20 protein-coding genes and 1 pseudogene are annotated in these 23957 nt (G+C 77.5%); 17 read left to right on the forward strand and 4 right to left on the reverse strand.

Annotated elements, in window-relative coordinates; genetic code table 11:
- Positions 1-95 precede the first annotated feature (95 nt).
- Positions 96-1313 (reverse strand): IS110 family RNA-guided transposase, encoded by a 1218-nt coding sequence (locus ITJ85_RS04420; RefSeq protein WP_217913990.1) that lies wholly within the window; start codon positions 1311-1313, stop codon positions 96-98.
- 234 nt (positions 1314-1547) lie between these two features.
- On the opposite strand from ITJ85_RS04420, the pseudogene ITJ85_RS04425 reads away from it, so the two are divergent.
- The 14 genes and pseudogenes from ITJ85_RS04425 to ITJ85_RS04490 form a co-directional block, all read left to right on the forward strand.
- Positions 1548-1847: pseudogene (locus ITJ85_RS04425) on the forward strand (integrase core domain-containing protein); the annotation flags it as partial.
- Positions 1848-1962: 115 nt separating this feature from the next.
- Positions 1963-2913, forward strand: coding sequence for a PEP/pyruvate-binding domain-containing protein (locus tag ITJ85_RS04430; protein ID WP_217915148.1), 951 nt, complete (start codon positions 1963-1965; stop codon positions 2911-2913).
- Entirely contained in the window at positions 2861-4489 is a 1629-nt protein-coding gene (locus ITJ85_RS04435) for a PEP-utilizing enzyme (RefSeq protein ID WP_217915149.1), read from the forward strand. Before ITJ85_RS04430 ends, ITJ85_RS04435 begins: the two co-directional genes overlap by 53 nt.
- A 31-nt stretch (positions 4490-4520) precedes the next feature.
- Positions 4521-5684, forward strand: coding sequence for an MFS transporter (locus tag ITJ85_RS04440; protein ID WP_217915150.1), 1164 nt, complete (start codon positions 4521-4523; stop codon positions 5682-5684).
- 64 nt (positions 5685-5748) lie between these two features.
- Complete coding sequence (locus ITJ85_RS04445) at positions 5749-6927, forward strand: DegT/DnrJ/EryC1/StrS family aminotransferase (protein ID WP_217915151.1); 1179 nt, start codon at positions 5749-5751, stop codon at positions 6925-6927.
- Positions 6921-7748 carry a class I SAM-dependent methyltransferase gene (locus ITJ85_RS04450; protein WP_217915152.1) on the forward strand — a complete coding sequence of 276 codons (828 nt, stop codon included), beginning with the start codon at positions 6921-6923 and terminating at the stop codon, positions 7746-7748. Before ITJ85_RS04445 ends, ITJ85_RS04450 begins: the two co-directional genes overlap by 7 nt.
- Positions 7745-8950 carry a glycosyltransferase family 2 protein gene (locus ITJ85_RS04455; protein WP_217915153.1) on the forward strand — a complete coding sequence of 402 codons (1206 nt, stop codon included), beginning with the start codon at positions 7745-7747 and terminating at the stop codon, positions 8948-8950. The genes ITJ85_RS04450 and ITJ85_RS04455 overlap by 4 nt, the downstream gene beginning before the upstream one ends.
- Entirely contained in the window at positions 8947-10266 is a 1320-nt protein-coding gene (locus ITJ85_RS04460) for an ATP-grasp domain-containing protein (protein WP_217915154.1), read from the forward strand. The genes ITJ85_RS04455 and ITJ85_RS04460 overlap by 4 nt, the downstream gene beginning before the upstream one ends.
- Positions 10259-10813 carry a class I SAM-dependent methyltransferase gene (locus ITJ85_RS04465; RefSeq protein ID WP_217915155.1) on the forward strand — a complete coding sequence of 185 codons (555 nt, stop codon included), beginning with the start codon at positions 10259-10261 and terminating at the stop codon, positions 10811-10813. Before ITJ85_RS04460 ends, ITJ85_RS04465 begins: the two co-directional genes overlap by 8 nt.
- The gene (locus ITJ85_RS04470) at positions 10810-12993 is read left to right on the forward strand and encodes a glycosyltransferase family 2 protein (RefSeq protein WP_217915156.1); all 2184 of its coding nucleotides are present in this window, start codon (positions 10810-10812) and stop codon (positions 12991-12993) included. Before ITJ85_RS04465 ends, ITJ85_RS04470 begins: the two co-directional genes overlap by 4 nt.
- A complete protein-coding gene (locus ITJ85_RS04475) occupies positions 12990-14123 on the forward strand; it encodes a glycosyltransferase family 4 protein (protein ID WP_217915157.1) in 1134 nt (377 codons plus the stop codon). The genes ITJ85_RS04470 and ITJ85_RS04475 overlap by 4 nt, the downstream gene beginning before the upstream one ends.
- Positions 14120-16354: a glycosyltransferase gene (locus tag ITJ85_RS04480; RefSeq protein WP_217915158.1), complete on the forward strand. Its 2235-nt coding sequence runs from the start codon at positions 14120-14122 to the stop codon at positions 16352-16354. The genes ITJ85_RS04475 and ITJ85_RS04480 overlap by 4 nt, the downstream gene beginning before the upstream one ends.
- Positions 16351-17160 carry a glycosyltransferase family 2 protein gene (locus ITJ85_RS04485; protein ID WP_217915159.1) on the forward strand — a complete coding sequence of 270 codons (810 nt, stop codon included), beginning with the start codon at positions 16351-16353 and terminating at the stop codon, positions 17158-17160. The genes ITJ85_RS04480 and ITJ85_RS04485 overlap by 4 nt, the downstream gene beginning before the upstream one ends.
- A 24-nt stretch (positions 17161-17184) precedes the next feature.
- Complete coding sequence (locus ITJ85_RS04490; RefSeq protein ID WP_217915160.1) at positions 17185-18129, forward strand: DUF4268 domain-containing protein; 945 nt, start codon at positions 17185-17187, stop codon at positions 18127-18129.
- 3 nt (positions 18130-18132) lie between these two features.
- Here ITJ85_RS04490 and ITJ85_RS17340 read toward each other — a convergent pair whose 3' ends face one another.
- On the reverse strand, positions 18133-18720 hold the full coding sequence (locus tag ITJ85_RS17340) for a sugar O-acetyltransferase (RefSeq protein WP_281412225.1): 588 nt from the start codon (positions 18718-18720) through the stop codon (positions 18133-18135).
- Positions 18721-19130: 410 nt separating this feature from the next.
- Here ITJ85_RS17340 and ITJ85_RS04500 point away from each other — a divergent pair, with 410 nt between their 5' ends.
- Complete coding sequence (locus ITJ85_RS04500) at positions 19131-19727, forward strand: SDR family NAD(P)-dependent oxidoreductase (RefSeq protein ID WP_217915161.1); 597 nt, start codon at positions 19131-19133, stop codon at positions 19725-19727.
- A complete protein-coding gene (locus tag ITJ85_RS04505) occupies positions 19715-20254 on the forward strand; it encodes an S-adenosylmethionine:tRNA ribosyltransferase-isomerase (RefSeq protein ID WP_217915162.1) in 540 nt (179 codons plus the stop codon). The genes ITJ85_RS04500 and ITJ85_RS04505 overlap by 13 nt, the downstream gene beginning before the upstream one ends.
- Here the strand turns inward: ITJ85_RS04505 and ITJ85_RS04510 are convergent.
- Entirely contained in the window at positions 20209-20718 is a 510-nt protein-coding gene (locus tag ITJ85_RS04510; protein ID WP_217915163.1) for a phosphatase PAP2 family protein, read from the reverse strand. The two genes, ITJ85_RS04505 and ITJ85_RS04510, sit on opposite strands and share 46 nt — an antisense overlap.
- A 56-nt stretch (positions 20719-20774) precedes the next feature.
- Between ITJ85_RS04510 and ITJ85_RS04515 the strand changes: the two genes are divergently transcribed.
- Positions 20775-22835, forward strand: a complete 2061-nt coding sequence (locus tag ITJ85_RS04515; protein ID WP_217915164.1) for a glycosyltransferase family 2 protein — start codon at positions 20775-20777, stop codon at positions 22833-22835.
- Positions 22836-23374: 539 nt separating this feature from the next.
- Here ITJ85_RS04515 and ITJ85_RS04520 read toward each other — a convergent pair.
- On the reverse strand, positions 23375-23932 hold the full coding sequence (locus ITJ85_RS04520) for a hypothetical protein (RefSeq protein WP_217915165.1): 558 nt from the start codon (positions 23930-23932) through the stop codon (positions 23375-23377).
- Positions 23933-23957: the final 25 nt, after the last annotated feature.

Here is a 23957-nt window from a genome sequence, read left to right on the forward strand (position 1 = left end):
TGAGATGGTCGACGTGGGCGCGGGTGATCCCTGAGCCGAAGAGCAGGGCTCGGAGATGCAAGCCCTGTCGCGCTGGCTTTGCCGCACTGACGGCCTCAGAGTCGCTCTCCAGTGGTGGCACCCGCGCCCCTCGTGCGTCCCCAGTCGGCGATCATCCGCCGGTAGGCGGCCTCAGCGCCGAGGGCGACCTCCCGCTCGGCGGCGCGCTGGGCGGGCCCGGGCCTCCAGGGCCCGTCGGGGCCCGAGCGGCCCTTGTGGGGCGCAGCGCCGGCCGCGAGCTCGAGCGCCCGCCGCTTGCGGCGCACGGTGGACGGCATCGCGAAGGCGTAGTCCTCCTCGCGGGTGAGCAAGTGCCAGAACAGGCTCGCCAGCTTGCGCGCCAGCGCAGTCGCGGCGACCTGCGGCCCGCGTCGAGCGCCGATGCGCTCATAGAACGCGCGAAGCGGCCCGGGCAGGCGCGCCGCCCGCCAGGCCGCCTGACCGAGGACCTGGCGCACGGCGCCGGCGCCCTGCTTGGAGATGTGTCCGCCGCGGGCGGTCGACTCGCCCGATTGGTGCACCCGCGGGTCGAGGCCCAGGTAGCCGACCAGCCTGCGCGCGTCCGGGAAGCGGCGCACGTCGCCGACGTGGGCGAGGAAGGTCGCGGCGACCACGATGTTCACGCCGGGAACGCTGAGCAGGCGGCGGGCCTCGGGCGAGCCCACCAGCCGGCGGGCGAGCGCCCGATCGAGCTCAGCGACCTCGACATCGAGCGCGTCGATCTGGCGCAGGCAGCCCGCCAGCGTGATCGCCTCCTCTTCGGGCAGCTCGAGCGCCTCCAGCCAGCGGCGGCCGGCGGCTCCGAAGGCGTCGGTGACCGGCGGCCGAGGACAGAGGTTGCGCGAGAGCACCGCATGGACCTCGTTCTTGGCCCGCGTGCGCGCCCTCACCACCGCCGCCCGGCGCGCGACCAGGCGCCGAAGGGCCCGTGTCGGCTCGTCGGGCGTCCAGACGCCGGTGAGCACTCCGGCCGCCAGCAGCCGAGCGAGCGTGCGGGCATCGATCTGATCCGTCTTGGCGCGGGCGGCGATCTGGCCGAGCCGGCGCGGGTTCACCACAACGACCTGGCCGGCGTGGGGCTCGATGATCCGGGCGACAGCCGCGGCTGGGCCGGTGGCCTCGATGGCCACGACGTCCTGCGCCTGCAGGCCGGCGGCGAAGCGCCTCAGGTCGTCGACTCTGCTCGCTATGCGCTCCTGCCGTTCCGCCCCCTCGGAATCGACGATGCAGACCTGGCAGGCGTCGCGGTGGACATCCATGCCGATGAACCTCATCGGATCCTCCCCATGCGTGATCAAAGGAGGGAGGAAGGCGGGCGAAGCGACAGGGACGGATTCGTGCTCGCGGCACACCCGGGCGGGTCGCAGGGGCGGCCAGGGACAACGTCGGGCTCGCAGCCCATCGGTTAACGCGGCCTGCCCTACCTGCTCCTCCCGGAAGCCCCGGGACCCGGGAGACGAGCCTATGTCCGCCGAGCCGGGAGCCTCCAGGGCGGAGTTTCATGCCCCGACAACGGGTCCGCCTACCGCTCTCACCGGCACGCCGCCCTGTGCCGCGAGCTCGGCATCCGCCACCTGTTCACCCGCCCCTACCGACCTCGCACAAACGGCAAGGCGGAGCGCCTGATCCAGACCCTCCTTCGCGAATGGGCCTACGCCGCCGCCTACCCGACCAGCGCCGCCCGGACCCGCGCCCTCGCCGGCTACCTGGACTGGTACAACACGACCCGCCCGCACAAGTCACTCGACGGCAAACCGCCCGTCGAACGACTTGCCGAGCGGATCAACGCTGCTGCCGCCGACAGCTAGTCCCGAGCAGCAGCGCACGACCGGAGGGCCCGCCGCGAGGCGGGCCCTTCGCCGTTCCTGAACGCCGCGCGCGCCGGGCTGGACGGGGGGAGTGACGGGTTCGTAACATCGCGCCATGGAGGGGCCCGCCCCCGCGCTGGTGCTCCCGCTCGGCGCCGCGAGCGCGGCGCCCCACGGCCTGGTGGGCGGCAAGGCGCGCGGCTTCGCCACCATCTTCGCGGCCGGCCTCCCCGCCCCGGAGGGGTTCGTCCTGACCACGGCCGCCTACCGGGCGGCCGGCGGCGGGGCGGCCCCGCCCGCCCGGGTGCCCCGGGGCCTCGAGGCGGCCATCGCCGCCGCGCTGGAGCCGCTCGGCGACGCCCCGGTCGCCGTGCGCTCGTCGGCCGACGGCGAGGACGGCGACGGCGCCTCGCACGCCGGCCAGTTCGCGACGGTCCTCGGCGCGCGCGGCGCGCGGGAGGTGGCCGACGCCGTGCTGGAGTGCTGGGCCTCGGCCGGCGGCGCCCGCGCGGTCGCCTACCGCGGCCGCGACGGCGCCGCCGCGGCGCGGCCGCCGCTGATGGCCGTCCTGGTGCAGCGGCTGGTGGGCCCGGCGGCCGCGGGCGTGGTGATGACCGCCGACCCGGTGACGGGCGACCGGGACGTCCTGGTGGTCAACGCCTCCTGGGGGCTCGGCGAGGCCGTCGTGTCGGGGATCGTCACGCCCGACGACTACCGGCTCGCCCGCGCGGACGGCGCCCTGCGCTCGGCGACGATCGGGCTCAAGGACGTGATGCTCGTGCCCGCGCCGGCGGGCGGGCTCGACGAGCGGCCGGTGCCGGCGGCGCTGCGGGAGGCGCCCGCGCTCGGCGCGGCGGCGCTCGACGCGGTGCGCCGCGGCGCCCTCGCCTGCGAGGCGGTCGCCGGGCGCCCGGTCGACTGCGAGTTCTGCCTCGCCGACGGGGGGGTGGTGTGGCTGCAGTGCCGCCCCGTCACGGCCCTTCCACCGGCCCCCACCACCGTAGGAGCGCACGATGACCAGCGCGGCACCCTCGGCCCCCTTCCCGGTCGCATGGCGGTCGGCTGACGAGTCGTCCCTGACCTGGGCCAGGGACCCGATGCACTTCCCCGGCCCGGTCACCGCGATGACCGCCTCGCTCATCGAGGGACCGTTCACCGACGGCCTCGTCGAGGCGTTCGAGGTGATGCAGGCCCCCGTCCGGGGGATGGTCCACCGGGTCTTCTCGTCGCACGTCTACTCGACGGCGCCGCCGGCCGAGCCCCCCGAGCGGATGGAGGAGCGCCTCGGCCGCCACCGGCGGCTGATGGGGGACATGATGGACGGGCTGCGCGAGCGCTGGGAGACCGAGCACCTGCCGGCCGTCGAGGCGATCCGGCGCGAGCTCGACGGGCTGTCGTTCGCGGACGCCGCGGCCGACCTCGACCGGGTCGCGACCCTCATGCGCGACTCGTCCCGCATCCACTTCCTCGTGGTCATCCCGCGGGTGGCCTCGGGCGAGCGCTTCGCGACCCTGTACGCGCAGGCGACCGGCTCGGACAACGAGATGGAGCCCTACCGCTGCCTGCTCGGCGAGCCCAACAAGAGCCTCGAGACCGACCGCGCGCTCTGGGACCTCGCGCGGCGGGCGGCGGCAGACGGCGCGGTGGCGGCCGCGCTGCGCGCCGGGGGCCCGGCCGAGGTGATGGAGGCGCTCGGCGCGACGGCGGGCGGGCGGGCCTGGAGGGCGGCGTTCGACGCGGCGATGCGGGAGTACGGCCATCGCGGCCAGGCGATCGAGATGGCGGCGCCGACCTGGCTCGAGGACCCGTCGTTCGCGCTCGACAACGTCCGCCGCTACCTGGACGGCGACGCCCTCGACCCCGAGGGCGCCCGCGCGGAGCACCTCGCCGAGCGCGAGCGGCTCGTGGCCGCCGCGCGGGCCCGCATCGCCGGCGACGCCGAGGCGCTCGCCGCCTTCGACCACGCGCTGGCGACCGCGCGCGCCAACTGGCCGCTCGAGGAGGACCACGCCTTCCACATCGACCAGCGGCTGTGGGGCAGCGCCGTGCGCCGCGCGCTGCTGCGGCTGGGCGACCGGCTCGTGGACGCCGGGCGGCTGGAGGCCCGCGACGACGTGTTCCACCTGACGCTCGACGAGGCGCGCGCCGCGGCCGGCGGCGCCGACGCGCGCGGCCCCGCCCGCGAGGGGCGCCGGCGCATGGCCGACGACGCCCTCCTCGACCCGCCGCCCACGGTCGGCGCCCCGCCCGACCCGTCGCAGCACATGGACCCGGGCATGGTGAAGTTCTTCGGCCGCCCCGGGCCGCCGCAGGTCGACGGCGGCGTGCTGCGGGGCTCGCCCGGGTCGGCCGGGCGCGCCGAGGGCGTGGCCCGCGTGGTCACCTCGGTCGAGGGCCTCGCGGCGGTGCTCCCGGGCGAGATCCTCGTCTGCCGCTCCACCACGCCGCCGTGGACGCCGGTCTTCGCGTCCATCGCCGGGCTCGTCACCGAGACCGGCGGCGTGCTGGCGCACGGGGCGATCGTCGCGCGCGAGTACGGCATCCCGGCGGTGATGGGCACGAAGATCGCCACGTCGATGATCCGCGACGGCCAGCGCGTCGTCGTGGACGGCGACGCGGGGGAGGTGCGCATCGCCGGGTGAGCGCCACCCGCGGGCCGCCGCCGCCTCGCTGATGCTGGCGGCGGCCCTCGTGCCGCTCAACTCGACGATGATCGCGGTCGCCCTGCTCGACGTCGAGCGCGATCTCGACGTGGGCGTCGCGGCGGCGACCTGGCTCGTGAGCGGCTACCTGGTCGCCATGGCGGTCGTGCAGCCGCTGGGCGGGCGGGTCGGGGACGCGATCGGCCACCGCCGCGGCTTCCTGGCGGGCCTGGGCGGGTTCCTCGCCGCATCGGCGCTCGCGGCGGCCGCGCCCACGCTGGGCGCGCTGGTCGCCCTGCGCGTCAGCCAGGCGCTCGCCGGCGGGCTGATGATGCCGAACGCCGCCGCGCTGCTGCGCGACGCGGTGCCGCCGGGGCGGCGGGGACGGGTCTTCGGCTGGTTCGGCACCGGCATGGGGCTGGCCGCCGCGGTGGGGCCGGTGCTGGGCGGCGGCCTGGTGGCGGCGCTCGGGTGGCGGGCCGTGTTCCTGGTCAACCTGCCGCTGGGCGCCGTCGCGCTGCTGGCGGGCCGCGCGCTGCCGGCCGGCGCGCCCGCCCCCCGGGCGGCCGCCCGCCCCGCCGCCGCCGGGGCCGGCGCGCTGCCGCGCAGCCGCCCCTACCTCGCGGCCACCGCCACGATCCTGCTGCACAACATGGCGATGTACGGGCTGCTGCTGGTCGTGCCGCTGATCGCCGACCGGCGGCTGGGCCTGGGGGAGGGGGCGGCGGGCCTGCTGGTGGGCGGCATGACCGCCGCGATGATGCTCGGCTCGCCGGTCGGCGGCGAGCTGTCCGACCGGCTCGGCCGCCGCGCGCCCGCCCTCGCCGGGAGCGTGCTGGCCGCGGTCGCCACCCTCCTGCTGGCGCTGGCGTCGGGCCGGCCCTCCACCGCCGCGGTGGCGGCCCTGCTCGTGGTGGCCGGGGTCGGCTTCGGCCTGGCCGGCGCGTCGCTGCAGACGACCGCGCTGGAGGCGGTCCCGGAGGGCTCGGTGGCGATGGCGGGCGGGCTGTTCATGACCATGCGCTACACGGGCGGCATCGCCGCCACGGGCGTCGCCGCCGCGGTGGGCGCGGGTGACGCCTTCGGCGCCGGGCTCGCCGTCCTCGCCGTGGCGGCCGCCCTGTCGCTGGCGACCGCGTCGGGCCTGCCGGCCGGGGTCGCCCGCGCGCCGGCCGCCGTGCCGCCGCGGGCCTAGGCTCCCGGCGCGCGGCCCGCCCCCGCCGCCCTCAAGTGGGCGGGGGGCCTGCCGAAAGGGGGGTATGCCCGCGCCCCCGCCCGTCGCACCGCCCGCGCTGCCCGCGGCCGTGGAGGGGGTGGCGCTGCGGTTCCAGCACCCGGAGCCGCCGCCCCTCGAGGAGGTGGCGGCGTACTACCGGCTGGCCGATGAGGCGGCGTACTACGCCAACGGCGGCCCGTGCGCGCGGCTGCTGGAGGCGCGCCTGTCCGAGCGCCTCGGCGGCGCCCACTGCGTGACCGTGGCCAGCGGGACGGCCGGGCTGCTCGTCGCCCTGCGGGCCCTGTTCGGCCCGCCGGCCCCCGGCCGCGTGGTCGTGACCCCGTCGTTCACCTTCGCCGCCACCGCCTGCGCGATCGAGTGGGCGGGCTTCCGGCCGCTGTTCGTCGATGTCGAGCCGACCACCTGGCAGCTCGACCCGGCGGGCCTCGAGGCGGCGCTCGCCGACGGCCGCCACGACGTGGCCGGGGTGCTCGCCTGCTCCACCTTCGGCTCGCCGCCCCCCGCGTGGATGCGCCGGTCGTGGCGCGCGTCGTGCCGCGCCCACGGGGCGCCGCTGATGATCGACTCGGCCGCCGCGTTCGGATCGGTCGACGACGAGGGCCGCCCCTCGGGCGGCGCGGGCGACACGGAGCTGTTCTCGTTCCACGCCACGAAGCCGTTCGCCGTGGGCGAGGGCGGCCTGCTGGCCACGCCCGACGCGGCGCTCGCCGAGCGGATGCGGGCGCTGTGCAACTTCGGCATGGAGCCGGGCACCCGCGTGGCGGCCGAGGTCGGGATCAACGGCAAGATGTCCGAGCTGGCCGCCGCCACCGCGCTCGCCATGCTCGACCGCTACCCCGCCGCGCTCGCCGAGCGGCGCGCCACCGCGGCCGCCCTGCGCGGGGCGATCCACCCGCGCGCGCTCGTGTTCCAGCGCGGCGCCGAGGGCTCCACCTGGCAGATCCTGCAGGGGCTGGCGCCCACCCCGGCGCACCGCGAGGCCGCCCTGCGCGCCGCCGCCCGCCTCGGCGTGCAGGCGCGCTCGTACTTCGACCCGCCGCTGCACCGCCACCCGGCCTTCGCCGGCGCCCCGCGGGCGGACGGCCTGCGGGTGACCGAGGCCATCGCGTCGCGCTCGCTGTCGCTCCCCATGGCCAACCGGCTGGACGGCGGCGAGGTGGCGCTCGTCGCGCGCGTCGTGGAGGAGGCGATCCCGTGCTGAACTGGATCACCCGCTACGCCCCGGTGGCCGACCTGCTGCTCGACGGCGACGGCCGCCTCGCCGACAGCCTGCTCGACGTGGGGTCGGGCAGCGTGGGCTTCGCGTGCGTGGGCGGCGACCAGCCGTTCGTCGGCATCGACGTCGACTTCTGGGGGCCGCCGGCGCCCGCGATGGTGCCGCTGCGCTCCGTGCCCGGCCGGCTGCCGTTCGCCGACCGCGCCTTCGACACGGTCATCTCGCTCGACGCGCTCGAGCACGTGCCGCCGGGCGAGCGCGAGGGCTTCGTGGCCGAGATCGCGCGGGTGGCCGCGCGCCGGGCGGTCGTGGTGTGCCCGTGCGACGAGGCGGCCGGCATCGACGAGCTCATGCGCCGCATGTACGCGCGGCGCGGCGAGGAGGCGCCCGGCTGGCTCTGGGAGCACGCCGAGCACGGGCTGCCGACGCGCGCCGCCGTGGCGGCCGCCTGCGCCGCGCCGGAGGGCTTCGCCGCCCGCGAGCTGGCCATGCCGAACGGGCTGCTGTCACTGCTCGCGACCGTGGCGGACACCGACCCCGAGCTGCAGCCGCTGGCCCGGGCCGAGGTCGCCCGCCGGCCGGGGCTGTGGGCGGACCTGTTCCGCGACTCCGCCGACCCGTCGAGCTTCCGGGTGGGCTGGGTGCTGGAGCGCCACGACCCCGCGCCGGCCGCCGTGCGCCGCGACGACCTGCTCGCCACGACGCTGGCCGCCCTGCGCTGCCCCCGCTGCGGGGGGTGCGCCCCCTGGCCCGAGCGCGACGGGATCGGCGCGATCGACCTCACCCACGCCTGGTCGTGCGCGTGAGCCGCGAGCTGCTCGTCGCCCCCGACTGGGAGCGCCCCGAGGGGTGGATCCCCGCGCTGGCCGCCTTCGTGGCCGCCGCCCCCCCGGCGTCGGGCGCGCGCCTGTGGCTCGAGACGGCGGGGTCGCCGCTGCCCGGGTCGCTGCTGGTGCAGATGATCGGCGAGGTGTGCGAGTGGGCGAGCCGCGGCGACGACTTCGCCGAGGTGGTCGTGGCGGACGGCCCGTCCCCCGAGCGGCCGGCGGCGCGGCGGGTGGCCGGCGCGGCCGACGTGCTCGGCGCGCTCGGCGCGGATCAGCCGCCGGCGCCCGCGGACGCGGCGGCGGTCGTGGCCCGCGCCCGCGAGGCCAAGCGCCTCGCCGACCGGGTCACCGCCATGCGCGACCGCTGGCGCTTCGAGACGGCCCCCGACCCGTGGGCCTCGCCCGAGCCGCTCGTGTCGGTGCGCATCCCCACCTGGCGCGGCCACGAGCTGCTCGTGTCGCGGGCGATCCCCTCGGCGCTGCGCGGCAGCTACGCGAACATCGAGGTGGTGGTGTGCAGCGACGGCCCCGACCCCGCCGCCCGCGCGGCGGTGGCGGCGGTCGGCGACCCGCGCGTGCGCTACGTCGAGGTGCCCCGGCGGCCGGTCTACGCGAGCCACTTCCAGAGCTTCTGGATGACGGCGGGCAGCATGTCGGCCAACGGCGCGCTCGACGCCTGCCGCGGCGACTTCATCGCCCCGCTCGACCACGACGACGCCTTCACGCAGGACCACGTCCACGAGCTGCTCGGCGCCGCGCGCGCCACGGGGGCCGACTTCGTCTACGGCCAGGGCGCCTGCGAGACGCGCGAGGGGCCCTGGACGATCATCGGCTCGGCGCCGCTCGAGCTGGGGCGCATCACCCACGGCTCGGTGCTGCACTCCGCCCGCCTGGCCCACATGCGCTTCGACCCGCACTGCTGGCTGCTCGACGAGCCGGGCGACTGGAACCTGTGGCGGCGCATGTCCGAGGCCGGCGCCGTGGTCGCCCACCTGCCCCGCGTGGTCTTCGTCCACTTCAAGGAGAAGACGAGCATCGAGGCGCGCGACGGGGTGACCGCCCGCGACCTGGGCGGCCCCGTGGCCGTGGGCGACGAGGACCTCGCCCGCGACGTGCTCGGCACGGGCGCCCGCTGGCTCCTGGACGTGCCGCGCCGGGCGGCGGCGGGGGTGCCGCGGTGACCACGACGGCGCCGTCCCCGGCGGCCCGCCCGCCCGCCGGCGCCCCCGCCGCACAGCGGGTGCTGGTGCTGCCCGGGGGCACGGAGATCGGCCTCGAGGTGCGGGCCGCCCTGGCGGGGCGGCGCGACGTGGAGCTGTTCTCGGCCGGCATCGACGCGCCCGGCCACGCCCCGTACGCCTTCCGCCACCACGACGTGCTGCCCGACCTGCGCGGCGACGGCTGGCTCGATCCCCTCAACGACCTCGTGCGCCGCCGGGGCATCGACATGGTCCTGCCGGCCCACGACGACGCGGTGCTCGCGCTGGCCGAGCATGCCGGCGAGGTCGCCGCCCGCGTCGTGTCCTCGCCGGCGGCCACCTGCAGGATCGCCCGCTCCAAGCGCGCCACCTACGCCGCGCTGGCGGACGTGGTCCGGGTGCCGCGGGTCGTCGACGACCCCGCCGCCGCCGCCTTCCCGCTCTTCGTGAAGCCCGACCGCGGCCAGGGCTCGGCGGGCGCCCGGGTCGTGCGCGACCGCGCCGAGCTCGAGCGCGCGCTGCGCGACGGATCCGACCTGGTGATGGAGGTCCTGCCGGGCGACGAGCACACGGTCGACTGCTTCAGCGACCGGGAGCGCGGCCTGCTCTTCGCGGCGCCGCGGCGCCGGGTCGCGACCCGCGCGGGCATCAGTATGCGCTCCGTGCCGGTCGAGGACCCGGACCTGATGGCGATGGCGCACGCCATCGCGGGCCGCCTGGAGCTGCACGGCGCCTGGTTCTTCCAGGCCCGCCGCGACGCCGCCGGCGCGCACCGGCTGCTCGAGGTGGCCCCGCGCATCGCCGGCACGAGCGCGCTGACCCGCGCCATGGGCGTCAACCTGCCGCTGCTGTCGGTCTACGAGGCGCTGCGGGTGCCGCTGGAGGTCGCGCCCAACGGCCTGCGGGTGGAGATCGACCGCGCGCTGGTCAACCGCTACCGCCACGACCTGCGCTACTCGGCCGTCTACGTCGACCTCGACGACACGCTCGTGGTGCGCGGGCGCGTGCAGGCCCGCCTCGTGGCGCTGCTGTACCGGTCGATCGACGAGGGGCGGCGGGTGGTGCTGCTGACCCGCCACCGCGGCGACCTGGCCGCCACCCTGCGCCGCCACCGCCTGTCGGAGCTGTTCGACGAGGTCGTGCGGGTGGCCGACGACGAGGAGAAGGCCGACCACGTGCGCGAGCCGGACGCGATCCTGATCGACGACTCGTTCCGCGAGCGGCGCGCCGCCGGCGAGCGCGGCGTGGCGGCCTTCGACCTGGACGCCGTCGAGCTGCTGGAGGACGACCGTGCCTGAGGCCGCCGCCCCGCCGGTGCCGAGCGCGAGGGACGTCGAGGCGCTGGCGCTGATCCGCGGCAACGTGCGCGCGCTGATGCGCCGGGCGGCCGCCGCGCACCCGGGCGGGCCCGCGCGCCTGCTGGACGTCGCGCCGCAGGACCACGAGGGCGCCCGGCCGTTCTTCCCGGCCGAGGTGGTGGTGGAGACGCTCGACATCGACCCCGCCGCAGGCTGCACCCACACGGGCGACATCTGCCGGCCGGTGCCCGGCATCGAGGACGGCCGCTTCGACTACGTCGTGTGCACGGAGGTGCTCGAGCACGTGCTGCAGCCCTTCGACGCGGTCGCCGAGATCCGGCGGGTGCTGCGCCCGGGCGGGCTGCTGTTCCTGTCCACGCCGTTCGACTTCCGCATCCACGGGCCGCTGCCCGACTGCTGGCGCTTCACCGAGCACGGCCTGCGGGCGCTGCTGGCCGACTTCGCGATCGAGTCGCTCGAGGGCCTGGAGGCCCCCGACCGCCCGCTGATGCCGCTGCACTACACGACCGTGGCCCGCCGCCCGTGACGCGCGCGAGCGTCGTCATCCCGGTCTACGAGCGGGCCGACCTGCTCGCCCCCTGCCTGGACGCGCTGGTCGCGGCGGGCCTGGAGGGCGTGGAGCTCGTGCTGGTCGACAACGCGTCGTCCGACCCGGCCATGGCGCCCCTGCTGCGCGCCTGGGAGGACGACGCGCGCGTGGTGCGCAACCCGGCCAACCTGGGCTTCGCGCGCGCCTGCAACCAGGGCGCCGAGCTCGCCGCCGCGCCGGTCGTGGTGTTCCTCAACGCCGACACCGAGGTGCGGCCCGGCTGGCTCGAGCCGCTGCTCGACGCCGTCGAGGATCCGTCGGTGGGGGTGGCCGGCTCCCGCCTGCTCTACCCGGACGGGCGCGTGCAGCACGCCGGCATGGCCCTGATGCCGGGCGGCGTGCCGGTCCACCTGCACCGCGGCGTGCCGGGCGACCACCCGGTGGCGGCGCGCTCGCGCGACCTGCTGATGGTGACCGCGGCCTGCTGGGCGATGCGCCGCGACGTCGTGGCCGCGGCCGGCGGCTTCGACGCGGACTACGTCAACGGCTTCGAGGACGTCGACCTCTGCCTGCGGCTGGCGCGGCGCGGCCTGCGGGCGCGCTACCGCGGCGACTCGGTCGTGGTGCACCACGAGTCGCAGAGCCCCGGGCGGGCCGACGGCGAGACGGCCAACGCCCGCCTGTTCCGGCGCCGCTGGCTGGGCTGGCCGGCCGACTGGGAGGAGCGCCTGGCCGAGGACGGGCTCGAGGACGTCGACGTGGCCGACTGCGCCTGGAGCGGCCCGCTGTTGGGGGAGGACGAGGCGGGCGCGGCCGGCATGGCCGCCCTGCGGGCGCTCGCCGACGAGGGGCTGCGCCCGCTCGCGCGCGAGGCCGGCCGGCCCGCGCTCGCCCCCGGCGCCGCGGAGCGCTGCGAGCCGTGGCTGCTCGCCGCGCTCAACCGCCAGTTCGTGCGCGTGCCCGCCGCCGAGCGGTTCGAGCACCCGGCGCCGGCCGTGACCCGGCCGCGCGCGCGGCGGCCCGGCATCGGCTGGTGGGGGCCGCTCGCGGGCCGCAGCGGCTACGCCGCCGCGGGGCGCGGCCTGCTCGACGCCGCCGCGCTGGCCGGCGTGCCGGTGCGGGCGATGGTCGCCGACGCGCCGGCCCCGGGCATGGCGCCCGTCGCGCTCTCGCTGCCCGCGCAGGACTTCGTGCCGGCCACGTGGGTGGTGCACCACATCCCGGTGCTCAACGACGGCGCCCGCGTCTGGGACGAGGTGGCGGTGGGCCTCGAGGTGCCGGTCGTCGGGGCGACGTGCTTCGAGACGGCGGGGCTGCCCGCGTCGTGGGTCGAGGCGACCACCTCCGGCGCCGTGCGCGAGGTCTGGGTGCCGACGCGCTTCAACCTGCGCACGTTCACGGACGCGGGGGTCGACCCGGGGCTGCTGCGCGTGGTGCCCTACCCGGTCGACGGCGCCATGCTCGCCCCGCGCCAGCCCGCCGCCCCCGGGCGCACGGGCGTCACCTTCCTCTCCGTGTTCGAGTGGACCTGGCGCAAGGGCTGGGACGTGCTGCTGCGCGCCTGGGCCGAGGAGTTCGACGGCGCCGAGGACGTGCGGCTGCGCGTGCTCACCTACCGCGGCGCGGGCGCCGCGGGGGATGGCGACATCCTGGGCCAGGCCGCCGGGCTGCTGCGCGAGCTGGGCCACGACCCCGAGCGGGTGGCCGACATCGACCTCGTCCTCGAGCCGGTCCCGCACGGCGGCATGCCGGCGCTCTACGACGCCGCCGACGCCTTCGTGCTGCCCACGCGGGGCGAGGGCGCCGGCATGCCCGTGCTCGAGGCCGCCGCCCGCGGCCTGCCGGTCATCGCCACCGCGTGGGGCGGCCACGAGGAGCTGATGGCGCCCGAGACCGCGTTCCCCGTGGCGGTGGCCCGGATGGTCGAGGCGCCACCCGAGCTCGTGCGCGACAACCCGGTCTACGCAGGCCAGCTGCTGGCCGAGCCGGACCTGGCCTCGCTGCGGGCGGCGATGCGGGCGGTGGTCGAGGACCGGGCCGAGGCCGCCCGCCGCGCGGCCGCGGGCCGCGAGCTGGTGGCCGAGCGCTTCTCGCCCGTCGCGGCGGCCCGCGCGCTCGGCGCGCGCGCGGAGGCGCTGGTGGGCGGCGCCCCCCGCGCCCTGGCGGTGGCCCGGTGAGCGGGCCCGGGGTGCTGTGGCGCGGGCCGCTGACCGACCCCTCCGGCTACGCCGCGGGCGGGCGGGCGTTCGTGCGCGGCCTCGCCGGGCTCGGCGCCGACGTGCGCGCCGAGCCGCAGGCGTGGAACCCGCGCACCGCGCTGTCGCCGGACGACCGCGCCCTGCTGGGCGGGCTGATCGCGGCGGCGCCCGGCCGCATCGACGCCCGGGTGGAGCACACCTTCCCGCCGTTCGCCGACCTGGCCTCGCCCGCGCCGCTGCGCGTGCTGCGCACGATGTTCGAGACCGACCGCATCCCGCCCGCGTGGGTCGCCCCGTGCAACGCCGCCGACGAGGTCTGGGTGCCGACGGAGCACAACCGCACCGCCTTCGCCGACGCCGGCGTGGACCCCGGCCGCCTCGTGGTGGTGCCCGAGCCGTTCGAGCTCGACCGCCTGCGGGCCGACGTGCCGCCGCTCGAGCTGCCGGGCGCGCACGGCACCGTCTTCCTCGCCGCCTTCGACTTCACCCTGCGCAAGGGCTGGGACGCGCTGCTCGCCGCCTGGTGCGCCGCCTTCGCCCCCGACGACGACGTGACGCTCGTGCTCAAGGTCTGGTCGACCACGGCCGGCATGGGCGCCCCGCGCATCCACGCGGCCATCGGCGAGCACGTGGCCCGGCTCGGGCACGACCCGGCGCGCATCCCGGACGTCGTGCTGGTCGACGACCTGCTGAGCCCCGCCGCGATGTCCGCCCTGCTGCGCGCCGCCGACGTCTACGTGGCCCCCACCCGCGGCGAGGGCTGGGGGCGGCCGGTGCTCGAGGCGATGGCCCTCGGCCGCCCGGCGATCGCCACCGCGTGGTCGGGGCCGGGAGAGTTCGTCGACGCGTCGGTGGGCTGGCCGGTGGGCCACCGCCTGGTCGACGTGCCGCCCGCCGCGGTCGCGGAGGTGCCCGCCTACGCCGGCCACCGCTGGGCGGAGCCCGACGCCGACGAGCTCGCCGCCGCCCTGCAGGAGGCGCACCGCCGCCCGGCCGAGCGGGCGGCGCGCGGGGCGGCCGCGGCGGCGCGGGCCGAGCGCTACGACCACCGCCAGGTGGCCGCGGCGGCCCTCGGGCGGCTGGGCGCGCCGGCGGCGGTGGCGCCGTGACGGTCGCCTGGCGCGGGCCGGTGCTCGACCGCTCGCCGTGGGCGGCCGGCACGCGCGCCGTCCTCGCCGGGTTCCGGGCGCTCGGCGCGCCGGTGGCCCTCGAGCCGCTGCTGTGGCACCCCGGCTCGGTCGTGGGCCCCGCGCGCCGGCGCGAGCTGGCCGAGATGTCCTCCGTGCCGCTCCACGACGCGACGGCGACGGTGCAGCACATGCCCGCCCGCGTGCTCGACCCCTACGTGCGTGGCCCGCTGCGGGTGGCGCTCACCAGCCTGCCCGGCGCCCTCCCCGGCGAGGACTGGCTCCTGCGCCTGCGCCAGATGGACGACGTGTGGGTGCCGTCGGCGCTCCAGCGGGCGGCGCTGGTGGCCGCCGGGCTCGACCCCGCGCGGGTGGCCGTGATGCCCGAGCCGGTGGAGGTCCCGGCCGCGCCGGCCGAGCCGCTGCCGCTCGACGACCTGCACGGCACGGTCGTCCTGGCGATCGCCGACCGCACGGCGCGCTCGGGCTGGGACCTCGTCATCGACGCCTGGTGCCGGGCCTTCGACGCCGGCGACGACGTCACGCTGGCGCTCGTGCCGTTCGCGGGCGAGGCGCTCGACGACGACGCCGGCGCGGCGGTGCTCGAGATGGTGGGGCGCCTGGGCCACGACCCCGCGCGGATGGCCGACGTGGTGCTCCTCGACGAGCCGGTGCCGGCGGAGTCGATGGGCCGCCTGTTCGCCGCCGCCGACGTCGCCTGCGCGGCCACCCGCGGCATGGGCCGCGGCCGCGACCTGGTCGAGGCCATGGCGCACGGCCTGCCCGTCATCGCCCCGCCGGCCGCCGCCGGCGTGGCGATCGACGCCGCCGTCGGCTGGGCGCTGTCCGCCGCGGGCGACGGGCGCGGGCCCGACCGCGACGCCCTCGTGGCCGCCCTGCGCGACGCGCACGCCCGCGCCGGCGAGCTGCCGGCCCTGGGCGCGGCCGCCCGGGAGCGGGTGGCGCCCCACGAGGCGTCCCGGGTGGCGGCCCGCGCGCTCGAGCGCCTTGAGGGGCTGCGGCCGCGCCACCGGCGCGCGCCGGCCGCGGGGGCCGGCCCGCGGGTCGCCCTCTACGGCGGCGTCACCGGCGCGCACTCGCTGGCCCTCGCCAACCGCAGCCTGGCGGCCGCGCTCGTGCGCGGCGGCGAGGTCGACCTGAGCCTCGTGGAGGTCGAGACCGCGGCGCGCGGGGGCGGCGGCGCCCTGCCCGGCGGGCCCGCGCTGCGCGCCGCCCGGCGGCTGCTCGACGGGCCGCCCGAGGTGGTGCTGCGCCACGGCTACCCGCCCAGCTTCACGCCCCCGCCGGCCGGCCGCCTGGTGGTGGCCCTGCCGTGGGAGTACGGGCCGATCCCCCTCGAGTGGCGGCGCGGCATCGAGGACGCGGTCGACGAGGTGTGGGCGCCGTCCCGGTACGTGCGCGACGGCTACCTGGCCTCCGGCCTCGACCCCGACCGGGTGGCGATCGTGCCGCACGGCGTCGACACGGCGCGGTTCCGGCCGGGCCTCGAGGCGCTGCCGCTGGCCGGCGTGCCGGGCGGCTACCGCTTCCTGTTCGTCGGCGGCCTGCTCTGGCGCAAGGGCGCCGACCTGCTGCTCGACGCCTACGCGACCGCGTTCACCGCCGCCGACGACGTGACGCTGGTCGTGAAGGACTTCGGCCGCGGCGGCCCCTACCGGCCGCAGGAGATCGAGCTGCGGGTGGAGCGCATGGCCGCCGACCCGCGCGGCCCGCGCGTCGCGTTCCTGCGCGACCGCCTGCCGGACGCCGACCTGCCCCGCCTCTACGCCGCGGCCGACTGCCTGGTGCACCCGTACCGCGGCGAGGGCTACGGCCTGACCGTGGCGGAGGGGATGGCGTGCGGCCTGCCGGTCATCGTCCCCGAGGGCGGCTCGACCGCCGACTTCTGCGACCACGCGACCGCCCTGCTGGTGCCGTCGCGGCCCGTCGTGCTGGAGGGCACCGGCATGGGGGGCATGGAGCTGGCGGGCCGCCCGCGGGTGGTCGAGGTCTCGGTGCTCGACCTCGCCCGCCGCATGCGCGACGCGTACGAGCGCCGCGACGAGGCCAGCGCGGTGGGGCTGCGGGCGGCCGCACACGTCGCCGCCCACCACACCTGGGACCACGCCGCCGCGATCGCCGCCGCGCGCATGCGCGCGCTCGCCGGCCACGACGCCCCGGCCGCCGCCCCGGCGACGGCGGGCGTCGCGTGAGCCGCCTCGCCAGCATCGTCGTGCCCTGCCACGACAACCTGCTCTACACCGCGCTGTGCCTGCAGAGCATCGAGCGCCACACGCCCTGGCCGCACGAGGTGATCGTGGTGGCGAACGGCTGCACCGACGGCACCGCCGAGTGGAGCGAGGGGCGGGGCGCCCGCGTGGTGCGCTCGCCGGTCAACCTCGGGTTCGCCGGCGGCGCGAACCTCGGCCTGGCCGCCGCCCGGGGCGACGTCGTCGTGGTGCTGAACAACGACGCCCTCGCCACGCCGGGCTGGCTCGGCGGCCTGCTGGGCGCGCTCGACCGCGACCCCGCCGCCGGCATCGCGGGGCCCCGCTCCAATTGGGTCTCCGACGACCAGATCATCGCGCCGGTGCCCTACGCCGAGGCGCCCTCGGAGGCCCTCGACCGCTTCGCCGCCGACCGCGCGCGCGAGCACGCCGGCCAGGCCCGCGAGGTCGCCCGGCTGAGCGGCCTCTGCATGGCGATCCGGCGCGCCCTGATGGAGGCGATCGGCGGCTTCGACCCCCGCTTCGAGGTCGGCAACCTCGAGGACGACGACCTCTGCCTGCGCGCCCGGCTGGCCGGCTTCCGCCTGCTGGTGGCCGACGACGCCTTCGTCCACCACTTCGGCCACAAGACCTTCGACATCGTGCCGGAGGACTACGACGAGCTCCTCCAGGAGAACACGATGCGCTACCGCATGAAGTGGGACCTGCCGCTCGACCGCGACCCGCGCGGCCTGCTCCCCGGGCGCCCCTTCGACCCGGCGCGCGACCGGGTGCCGTTGCCGGGGCGGTGACCGGCTCGGAGGAGGATCGCCGGCGTGTCGATCGGACGCCTGCAGGACGTGCCGCTGCGGGAGGTGTGGCCCAACGAGGCGGCGGACTTCACGCCGTGGCTGCTCCAGAACGCCGAGGCGCTCGGCGACGCGCTCGGCATCGAGCTGGAGATCGAGGCGGCGGAGCACGCCGTGGGCGGGTTCTCGCTCGACCTCGTCGGGCGTGACCTCACCCACGACTGCGCGCTGATCGTCGAGAACCAGATCGAGGGTACGGATCACTCGCACCTCGGTCAGCTGCTGACCTACGCGGGGGGCGTCGCCGAGGTGGGGACGGTCGTCTGGATCGCGCAGGCGTTCCGTGAGGAACACCGTCAGGCGCTCGACTGGCTGAACGAGCACACCGACGAGAGCGTGCGCGTCTTCGGTGTCGCGCTGCGGGCCGTCCGGATCGGCGATTCCATGCCGGCCCCGCTCTTCGACGTGGTCGCGAAGCCCAACGACTGGCAGAAGCGCGTCCGCGCCACGACCCGCCCCGCCGGGGAGCGGGAGCGGGCGTACGAGGAGTTCTGGGGCGCGCTGCTCGACCGCCTGCGCGCCGACGCGCCCGGCCTCGTCGGCGGGCGGGCGAAGGTGCCGACGAGTCCATACCTGTCGTTCCGCTCGTCCATCCCGAACGCGACGGTGTACGCGACGTTCGGTCAGCGACACGCACGGGTCGAGCTCTACATCGATTCGGGCGACGCCGCGCGCAACGCGGAGATCTTCGGGGCCCTGCTGGAGCGTAGAGCCGAGATCGAGGCGGGCTACGGCGGACCACTGGAGTTCGAGGCGGCGGAGCACCGGCAGATCCGGAAGGTGCTGACGCGGTTGGAGACGCCGGCCTCGGCGGTTCTCGTCCCCGAGGTCCACGGCGAGCTCCGGGCATGGTTCGCCGACGTCATCCCACGCTTCGTCGGCGCCTTCGAGGCCGCCGCGCGTCGGGGGTGACGCTCAGAGCTCGCGGACGATCCGGGCGGGGTTGCCGACGGCGAGGACGCCGGCGGGCAAGTCCCTGAGGACCACGCTTCCGGCGCCCACCACCGTGTCGTCACCGATCGTCACCCCGGGGCAGACGATGGCGCCGCCGCCGAGCCAGACGTTGTCGCCGATCGTGATGGGCTCGGAGCCCTCCCACTTGTCGCGGCGCGGATCGGCCTGCAGGGGGTGGGTGGCCGTCAGCAGCTGCACGTAGGTCGCGATCTGGACGTCGTCGCCGATCTCGACCTCGGCGACGTCGAGGATCACGAGGCCGTAGTTCGCGAAGACGCGGTCGCCGATCGTCGTGCGGTAGCCGAGGTCGCAGTGGAAGGGCGGGCGGATCTCCACCTCCTCGCCCACCCCGCGCAGCAGCTCGGCGAGGATCGAACGGCGGGCGACCGGCTCGTCGATCGAGGTGGCGTTGTAGCGCTCCTGCAGGAGCGCGGCGCGGCGGATGTCGCGGGCGATGTGCGGGTCGTCGGCGATGTAGCGGTCGCCGGCGAGCATCCGTTCGTGGTGGCCGCGCCGGTCCTCGTCCATCTCGCCTCCCTCGTCGCGCATCGCCCTGACAGGGGTATATGCCCGGAACGGCCGGTCGCGCTTGACCTCAAGCGCGCGTGAAGATCTACGGTGCCCGCCATGGACGCCCTCACGGGGCGGCCGGGCCCGGTCGCCCTCGTCACCGGCGCCTCCCGCGGCCCGGGCCGCGCGGTGGCGCGCCGCCGGCCGCCGGGGGGCGGGTGATCATCGACGGCCGCGACGCGGGGCGCTTGCCGCCGCCGGGCGGGACATGCCGGCGGGGCGGGCGATCGCGATCGTCGGCGACGTCGCCGACCCGGCGCACCGCGCCGCGCTCACCGCCGCGGCCCGGCGCCCGGGCCGCCTCGACCTGCTGATGGACAACGCGAGCGAGCTCCGCCCGAGCCCGCTGTCGCCGCTCGCCGCGCACCCCCGTCGCGGCGCTCGAGCGCGTGCTGGCCGTCGACGTCGTGGCCCCCGTCGCGCTGTTGCGGCTGGTGCTGCCGCTGCTGGAGCGCCGGGGCGGCCGCGTCATCGACGTCTCGTCGGACGCGGCGGTGGAGCCGTACCCGGGTTGGGGCGGCGAGGGCGCCTCGAAGGCGGCGCTCGACCAGGCGACCGCCGTGCTGGCGGTCGAGCACCCGGGCCTGCGCGTCCACGCGCTCGAGCCGGGCGACATGCGCACGGACATGCACCAGGCGGCGTTCCCCGGGGAGGGCGTCTCCGACCGACCGCCGCCGCAGGACGTCGTGCCGGCGGTGATGCGGCTGGTGGGGGGCGACCTGCCGAGCGGCCGCCACACCGCCGCCGCGCTGCTGCGCAGGGGCCGCGGCGTGAGCGCGGCCCGCGCGCCGGCGCCGTCCTGCCGGTCCACGTGGCGACCCACCTCGACGACGGGCGGTGGGTGTCGAGCTGCGGAGCCCCACCCGGACCGGCGGTGGCTGCGGGCCGGCTGTGGGCGGCGCGCGTCACGCCGCCGACCGCACCGGTCGCCGACCTCGCGCGCCACGGCCGGCCGATCGGCCACGGGCACCTCGTGCGCGGGCTGACGCCGGCCGACCACCAGACCGTCGGCGCCACCGAGCCGGGCAGCGCCGAGATGCCGAGCGCGGGCCGGCCCCTCACCGCGCCCCTGCCGGTGCGGCTGATGGCGCGCGGCGTGACCGTGGTGCCGGTGGTCCTGCACGCCGGCGTCTCGAGCCCCGAGCTGCACGAGCCGCCGATGCCGGAGCGGTTCCGCGTCACGGCGGACACCGCCCGGGTGGTCGAGGGCGCCCGGGCCGCCGGGCGCCGGGTGGTCGCGGTGGGCACGACCGTCGTGCGGGCACTCGAGAGCGCGGCCCAGGACGGGGTCGTGCGCGCGGCCGGCGGCTGGACGGGGCTCGTGCGCGGCCCCGGCCGGCCGGCGCGCGTGGTGGACGGGCTCGTCACCGGCCTGCACGAGCCCGAGGCGAGCCACCTGCTGCTGCTGGAGCCGGTCGCGGGCCCGCGGCTGGTGGGCGAGGCGTCCGCGGCCGCCCTCGCGCGCCGCTACCTGTGGCACGAGTTCGGCGACTCCACGCTGCTCCTGCCCTGAGGCGGTGCGGGCAGGCCGAGCCGCCGGGCGACGAGCCACACCCAGCCGGCGCCGAGCGCGGCGCCCGCGACGACGTCGCGCACGGCGTGGGCCCGCAGCACCACCCGCGAGGCCGCGACGACCCCGACGAGGGCCGCGCCGGTCGCCGCGACCGGCACGCGCAGGCGGGGCGGCGCGAGGATCGCGAGCGCGGCGGCGTGCGCCGCCCAGCCGGAGGCGTGCGCGCTCGGGAAGGCCGCGCCGCGGGCCGGGCCGGGCGGCCGCGCGACGGGCCGCTCGCCGCCCACCAGCCGCTTGAGGGCGCCCGCGAGCGCGCCGGCCCCGCCGAGGCCGAGGGCGAGGAGGGCCAGCTCGCGGCCGCGACGGCGGGCCAGCAGCGCCGCGGCGACCGCGACGGCCACCGCCGCGTTCGCCGGCGTGTCGGCGGCCCGGCTCACGATGAGCGCCGCCCGCTCGCGCCTCAAGTGCGACCCGCCGGTGCCGATGCACGGAGAGCCGACGACCGGAGGGAACACAGGCAATGGGCCTCAAGATCGCGAGCCTCACCACGCCGACGGAGCGCGCCCCGCAGCGCCTGTCGCTGTGCATGATCATGCGCGACGAGGAGGAGCACCTCGCCCGGTGCCTCGCCAGCGTGGAGGGCGTCGTCGACGAGATCGTGATCGTCGACACCGGCTCGATCGACCGTTCGGTGGAGATCGCCGCGTCGTTCGGCGCCCGCGTGCTGCACGAGGACTGGCGCGGCGACTTCGCGGCCCCTCGCAACACGGCCATCGACGCCGCCACCGGGGACTGGATCCTCGTGCTGGACGCCGACGAGGAGCTGGTCGACGGCGGCCGGCTGCGCGACCTCCTGCACGAGGAGGACATGGAGGGCTTCTGCTTCCGCGAGGTGAACTTCATCGGCGAGGAGCGGGGCATCGAGAGCGTGGTCAACTCCGCGTTCCGCCTCTTCCGCAACCGCCCGCGGTACCGCTACTCCGGCGCGCTGCACGAGCAGATCATGGGCACGGTCGACCCCCAGGGCGGCGTCTGCACCCGCTTCGTGGGCATCGAGATCCACCACTACGGCTACCTCGAGCCGACCAGCCGGGCCAAGGAGAAGACCGACCGCAACATGGCGATCGTGATGGAGGAGGTGCGGCGCAAGCCCGAGGACTCCTTCACGCTCTTCAACGCGGGGGTCGAGTACCAGCGCGTCGGCCGGTTCGACGAGGCGCTCGACTACTTCTCGCGGTCGTTCGCGCACCTGCCCACCCTGAAGGCCTACTACGCCTCGCTGCTGCTGCGGAACATCGTGGCGACGCTCAACTCGCTCGAGCGCTGGGACGAGGCGCTCGACGTGCTCGGCGACGCCCTCCAGGCATACCCGGACTTCACCGACCTGCACTACCTGCAGGGCCAGATCCACACCAGCCGGCGCGAGTACCGCGCGGCCGTGAGGAGCTTCCGGCGGGCGATCGAGCTCGGCGACCACGGCGGCGACCGCTACCTCGCCCAGGCCGGCATGGGCTCGTTCTACTCCTGGCACTCGCTGGGGGTGCTGCACGAGATGATGGGCGACCTGCACGAGGCCGTGCGCTGCCAGCGCAACGCGATCCGCGCGGCCGGCGGCTACTACGCCGCCCCGGTGATGCGCCTCACCCGGCTGCTGCTGCGGGGCGACCCGCCGGCCGCCGTGCGCGACTACATGACCGGCGTCGTCCCGGAGCCGCGGCGCGCCGAGTCGCTGACCGCGATCGCGCGCGTGCTGCTGCTCGAGGGGCACGCCGAGCACGCGCTCGCGACCCTGGCCGAGGCGCGCGAGCTGAGCCCGTCCGATCCCGCGATCGGCCTCGCCATGGCCGACGCGCTCATCCGCCTGGGCGACCTGCCCGGCGCGCGGGCCCTGCTCGTGGCCGTGCCGCCGAGCAGCGCGAGCCGCCACCTGGCGCTGGCCAAGACGGTGCTCGTCGGCCTGGTGGCCGGCGACGCCGACGAGGTGCGGGCGGCCGTGGACGAGCTGCGCCCGGTCGCCGACGGCGTCTACGCCGCGGCCTACGAGGCGGCCCTGCTGGCGCAGTCCCCCGACGGCCCGCCGCCGGCGCTGCCGCCGGGCACCGACGCCGAGGCGGCCCTCGCCGCGGTGCTCGAGCTGGCCGGCACCGTGCTGGAGCTGGGCGAGCTGGATGTGTTCAACGCGCTGGTGCCGCTCGCCTACTCGATCGCCCCCCGGCGCAGCGACGTGGACCGCACCCTCGGCCACCTGCTGTTCGAGAACGACTTCCCGGACCCGGCGGCCGACCGCCTGATCGCCGCGATCCAGGCGGGCGACGAGACGCCCGAGGCGTTCGCCGCCCTGGGGCGCATCTGCCAGAGCAAGGGCATGCCGGACGACGCCGAGGCCTTCATGCGCGCCGCCCTGGAGGCCGACGGGCAGAACATGTCGCGCCACATCGACCTGGCCGGCCTGCTGGCGGGCGCCGGCCGCTACGCGGAGGCCGACGCGGTCATCCGCGAGGGGCTGGTCGTGTACCCGCACTCGAGCGTGCTGCGCGAGCTGCGCCAGTCGATGTCGCTGCTGGCGGGCGCCACGGGCTGACCGACCGGGGGCGGCCCGCCGGCGAGTCCGGCACCGGCTGAAGCGCCGCGGCCGGCTCGTCGCCCTGCCGCCCCGTCGCCTCCCTGGTCGCGCGAGGAGTCGCGGCCGCCTTCGCTGCGCCCGGCCGGCCACTCCGCTCGGCCGGCCGCCGGGTCGCGGCAGGGCATGCCGCCGATCGTCAGGCGGACGGCCGCGCCCGTCGCGAGCGGGCCCCGCCGCCGCTCCGGGCGGCCGCACTTACGCCGGGCGCACGCCGCCGGTCGCGCGCGTCACTGCGTCGTCATCGACCCCGGGCGGGCGCGCCGAGCCCGCCCGGGGTGTGCGGCCGGCCCCCCGTCGGGCGGAGCGATCCCCCGGCGGGTCGGGAGCCGGATGGGCAGGCCACCGGGAGGGCCGGCGCTGCCGGGCCGGCACGTCGGCGGAGCGCCGGCGGCGCGCGTGCGGCCTCCACGCCTCCGAGTGCGCCACGAGCCCGGGCGCAAATGCCCGGGCTCGTGGTGCGCCGCCGACGGGAGGCCGGGCGTGAGGCCGGCGACTCGCTAGACCGCGGCCGGCTCGTGACGCCGACCCTCGGACCGGTGCGCCAGGCGGGCGCCCACCAGCGTGCCGCCCACGATGGCCGCGTAGGCCAGCATCCCGACCCCCGACCAGAGCATGATCGTCGCGAACGTCCACCAGCCCCAGGCGCCGAGCAGCGAGCCGCGCAGCATCTCGCCGCGGAAGACCGTCTCGACGAGGCCCTCGAGCTTCTGGTCGCCGGGGTTCGCGCGGGACACCGCGCTGATCTGGGAGTAGGTCTTCACGCCGTCGAGGCGCGAGTCCTCGGCGGCCGCGCCGGCCAGCGTGCCGGCGATGTGCTCCGCGATGTACTGGTCGGCGAAGACCTTGGCCTGGCCGCCGTTCACGACCTGCGTGCCGCCGTACGACTGGATGCCGGGCGGCAGGCCCTCGCTGCCCTTCGGGGCGAACGTGATCTCCTGTGCCGTCAGTTGGCTCTGGACGCTGTCCCGCACGTAGAGGCCGCCGGCCAGCGCGGCCGGGCCGGCGACCAGGGCGATCACCGCGAGGGTCACTGCGATGTGGCGAAGAAGGCGCATCGTTTCCTCCGATCCCACGCCTCGT

The sequence above is a fragment of the Miltoncostaea marina genome (assembly GCF_018141525.1).
Taxonomy (GTDB): domain Bacteria; phylum Actinomycetota; class Thermoleophilia; order Miltoncostaeales; family Miltoncostaeaceae; genus Miltoncostaea; species Miltoncostaea marina.

Excerpts from the sequence above, each read along its gene's own strand:
- ITJ85_RS17340 (WP_281412225.1), bottom strand. The coding sequence starts at position 18,720 with ATGCGCGACGAGGGAGGCGAGATGGACGAGGACCGGCGCGGCCACCAC.
- ITJ85_RS04445 (WP_217915151.1), top strand. The coding sequence starts at position 5,749 with ATGCCCGCGCCCCCGCCCGTCGCACCGCCCGCGCTGCCCGCGGCCGTG.
- ITJ85_RS04435 (WP_217915149.1), top strand. The coding sequence starts at position 2,861 with ATGACCAGCGCGGCACCCTCGGCCCCCTTCCCGGTCGCATGGCGGTCG.
- ITJ85_RS04440 (WP_217915150.1), top strand. The coding sequence starts at position 4,521 with ATGCTGGCGGCGGCCCTCGTGCCGCTCAACTCGACGATGATCGCGGTC.
- ITJ85_RS04430 (WP_217915148.1), top strand. The coding sequence starts at position 1,963 with ATGGAGGGGCCCGCCCCCGCGCTGGTGCTCCCGCTCGGCGCCGCGAGC.
- ITJ85_RS04520 (WP_217915165.1), bottom strand. The coding sequence starts at position 23,932 with ATGCGCCTTCTTCGCCACATCGCAGTGACCCTCGCGGTGATCGCCCTG.
- ITJ85_RS04420 (WP_217913990.1), bottom strand. The coding sequence starts at position 1,313 with ATGAGGTTCATCGGCATGGATGTCCACCGCGACGCCTGCCAGGTCTGC.
- ITJ85_RS04515 (WP_217915164.1), top strand. The coding sequence starts at position 20,775 with ATGGGCCTCAAGATCGCGAGCCTCACCACGCCGACGGAGCGCGCCCCG.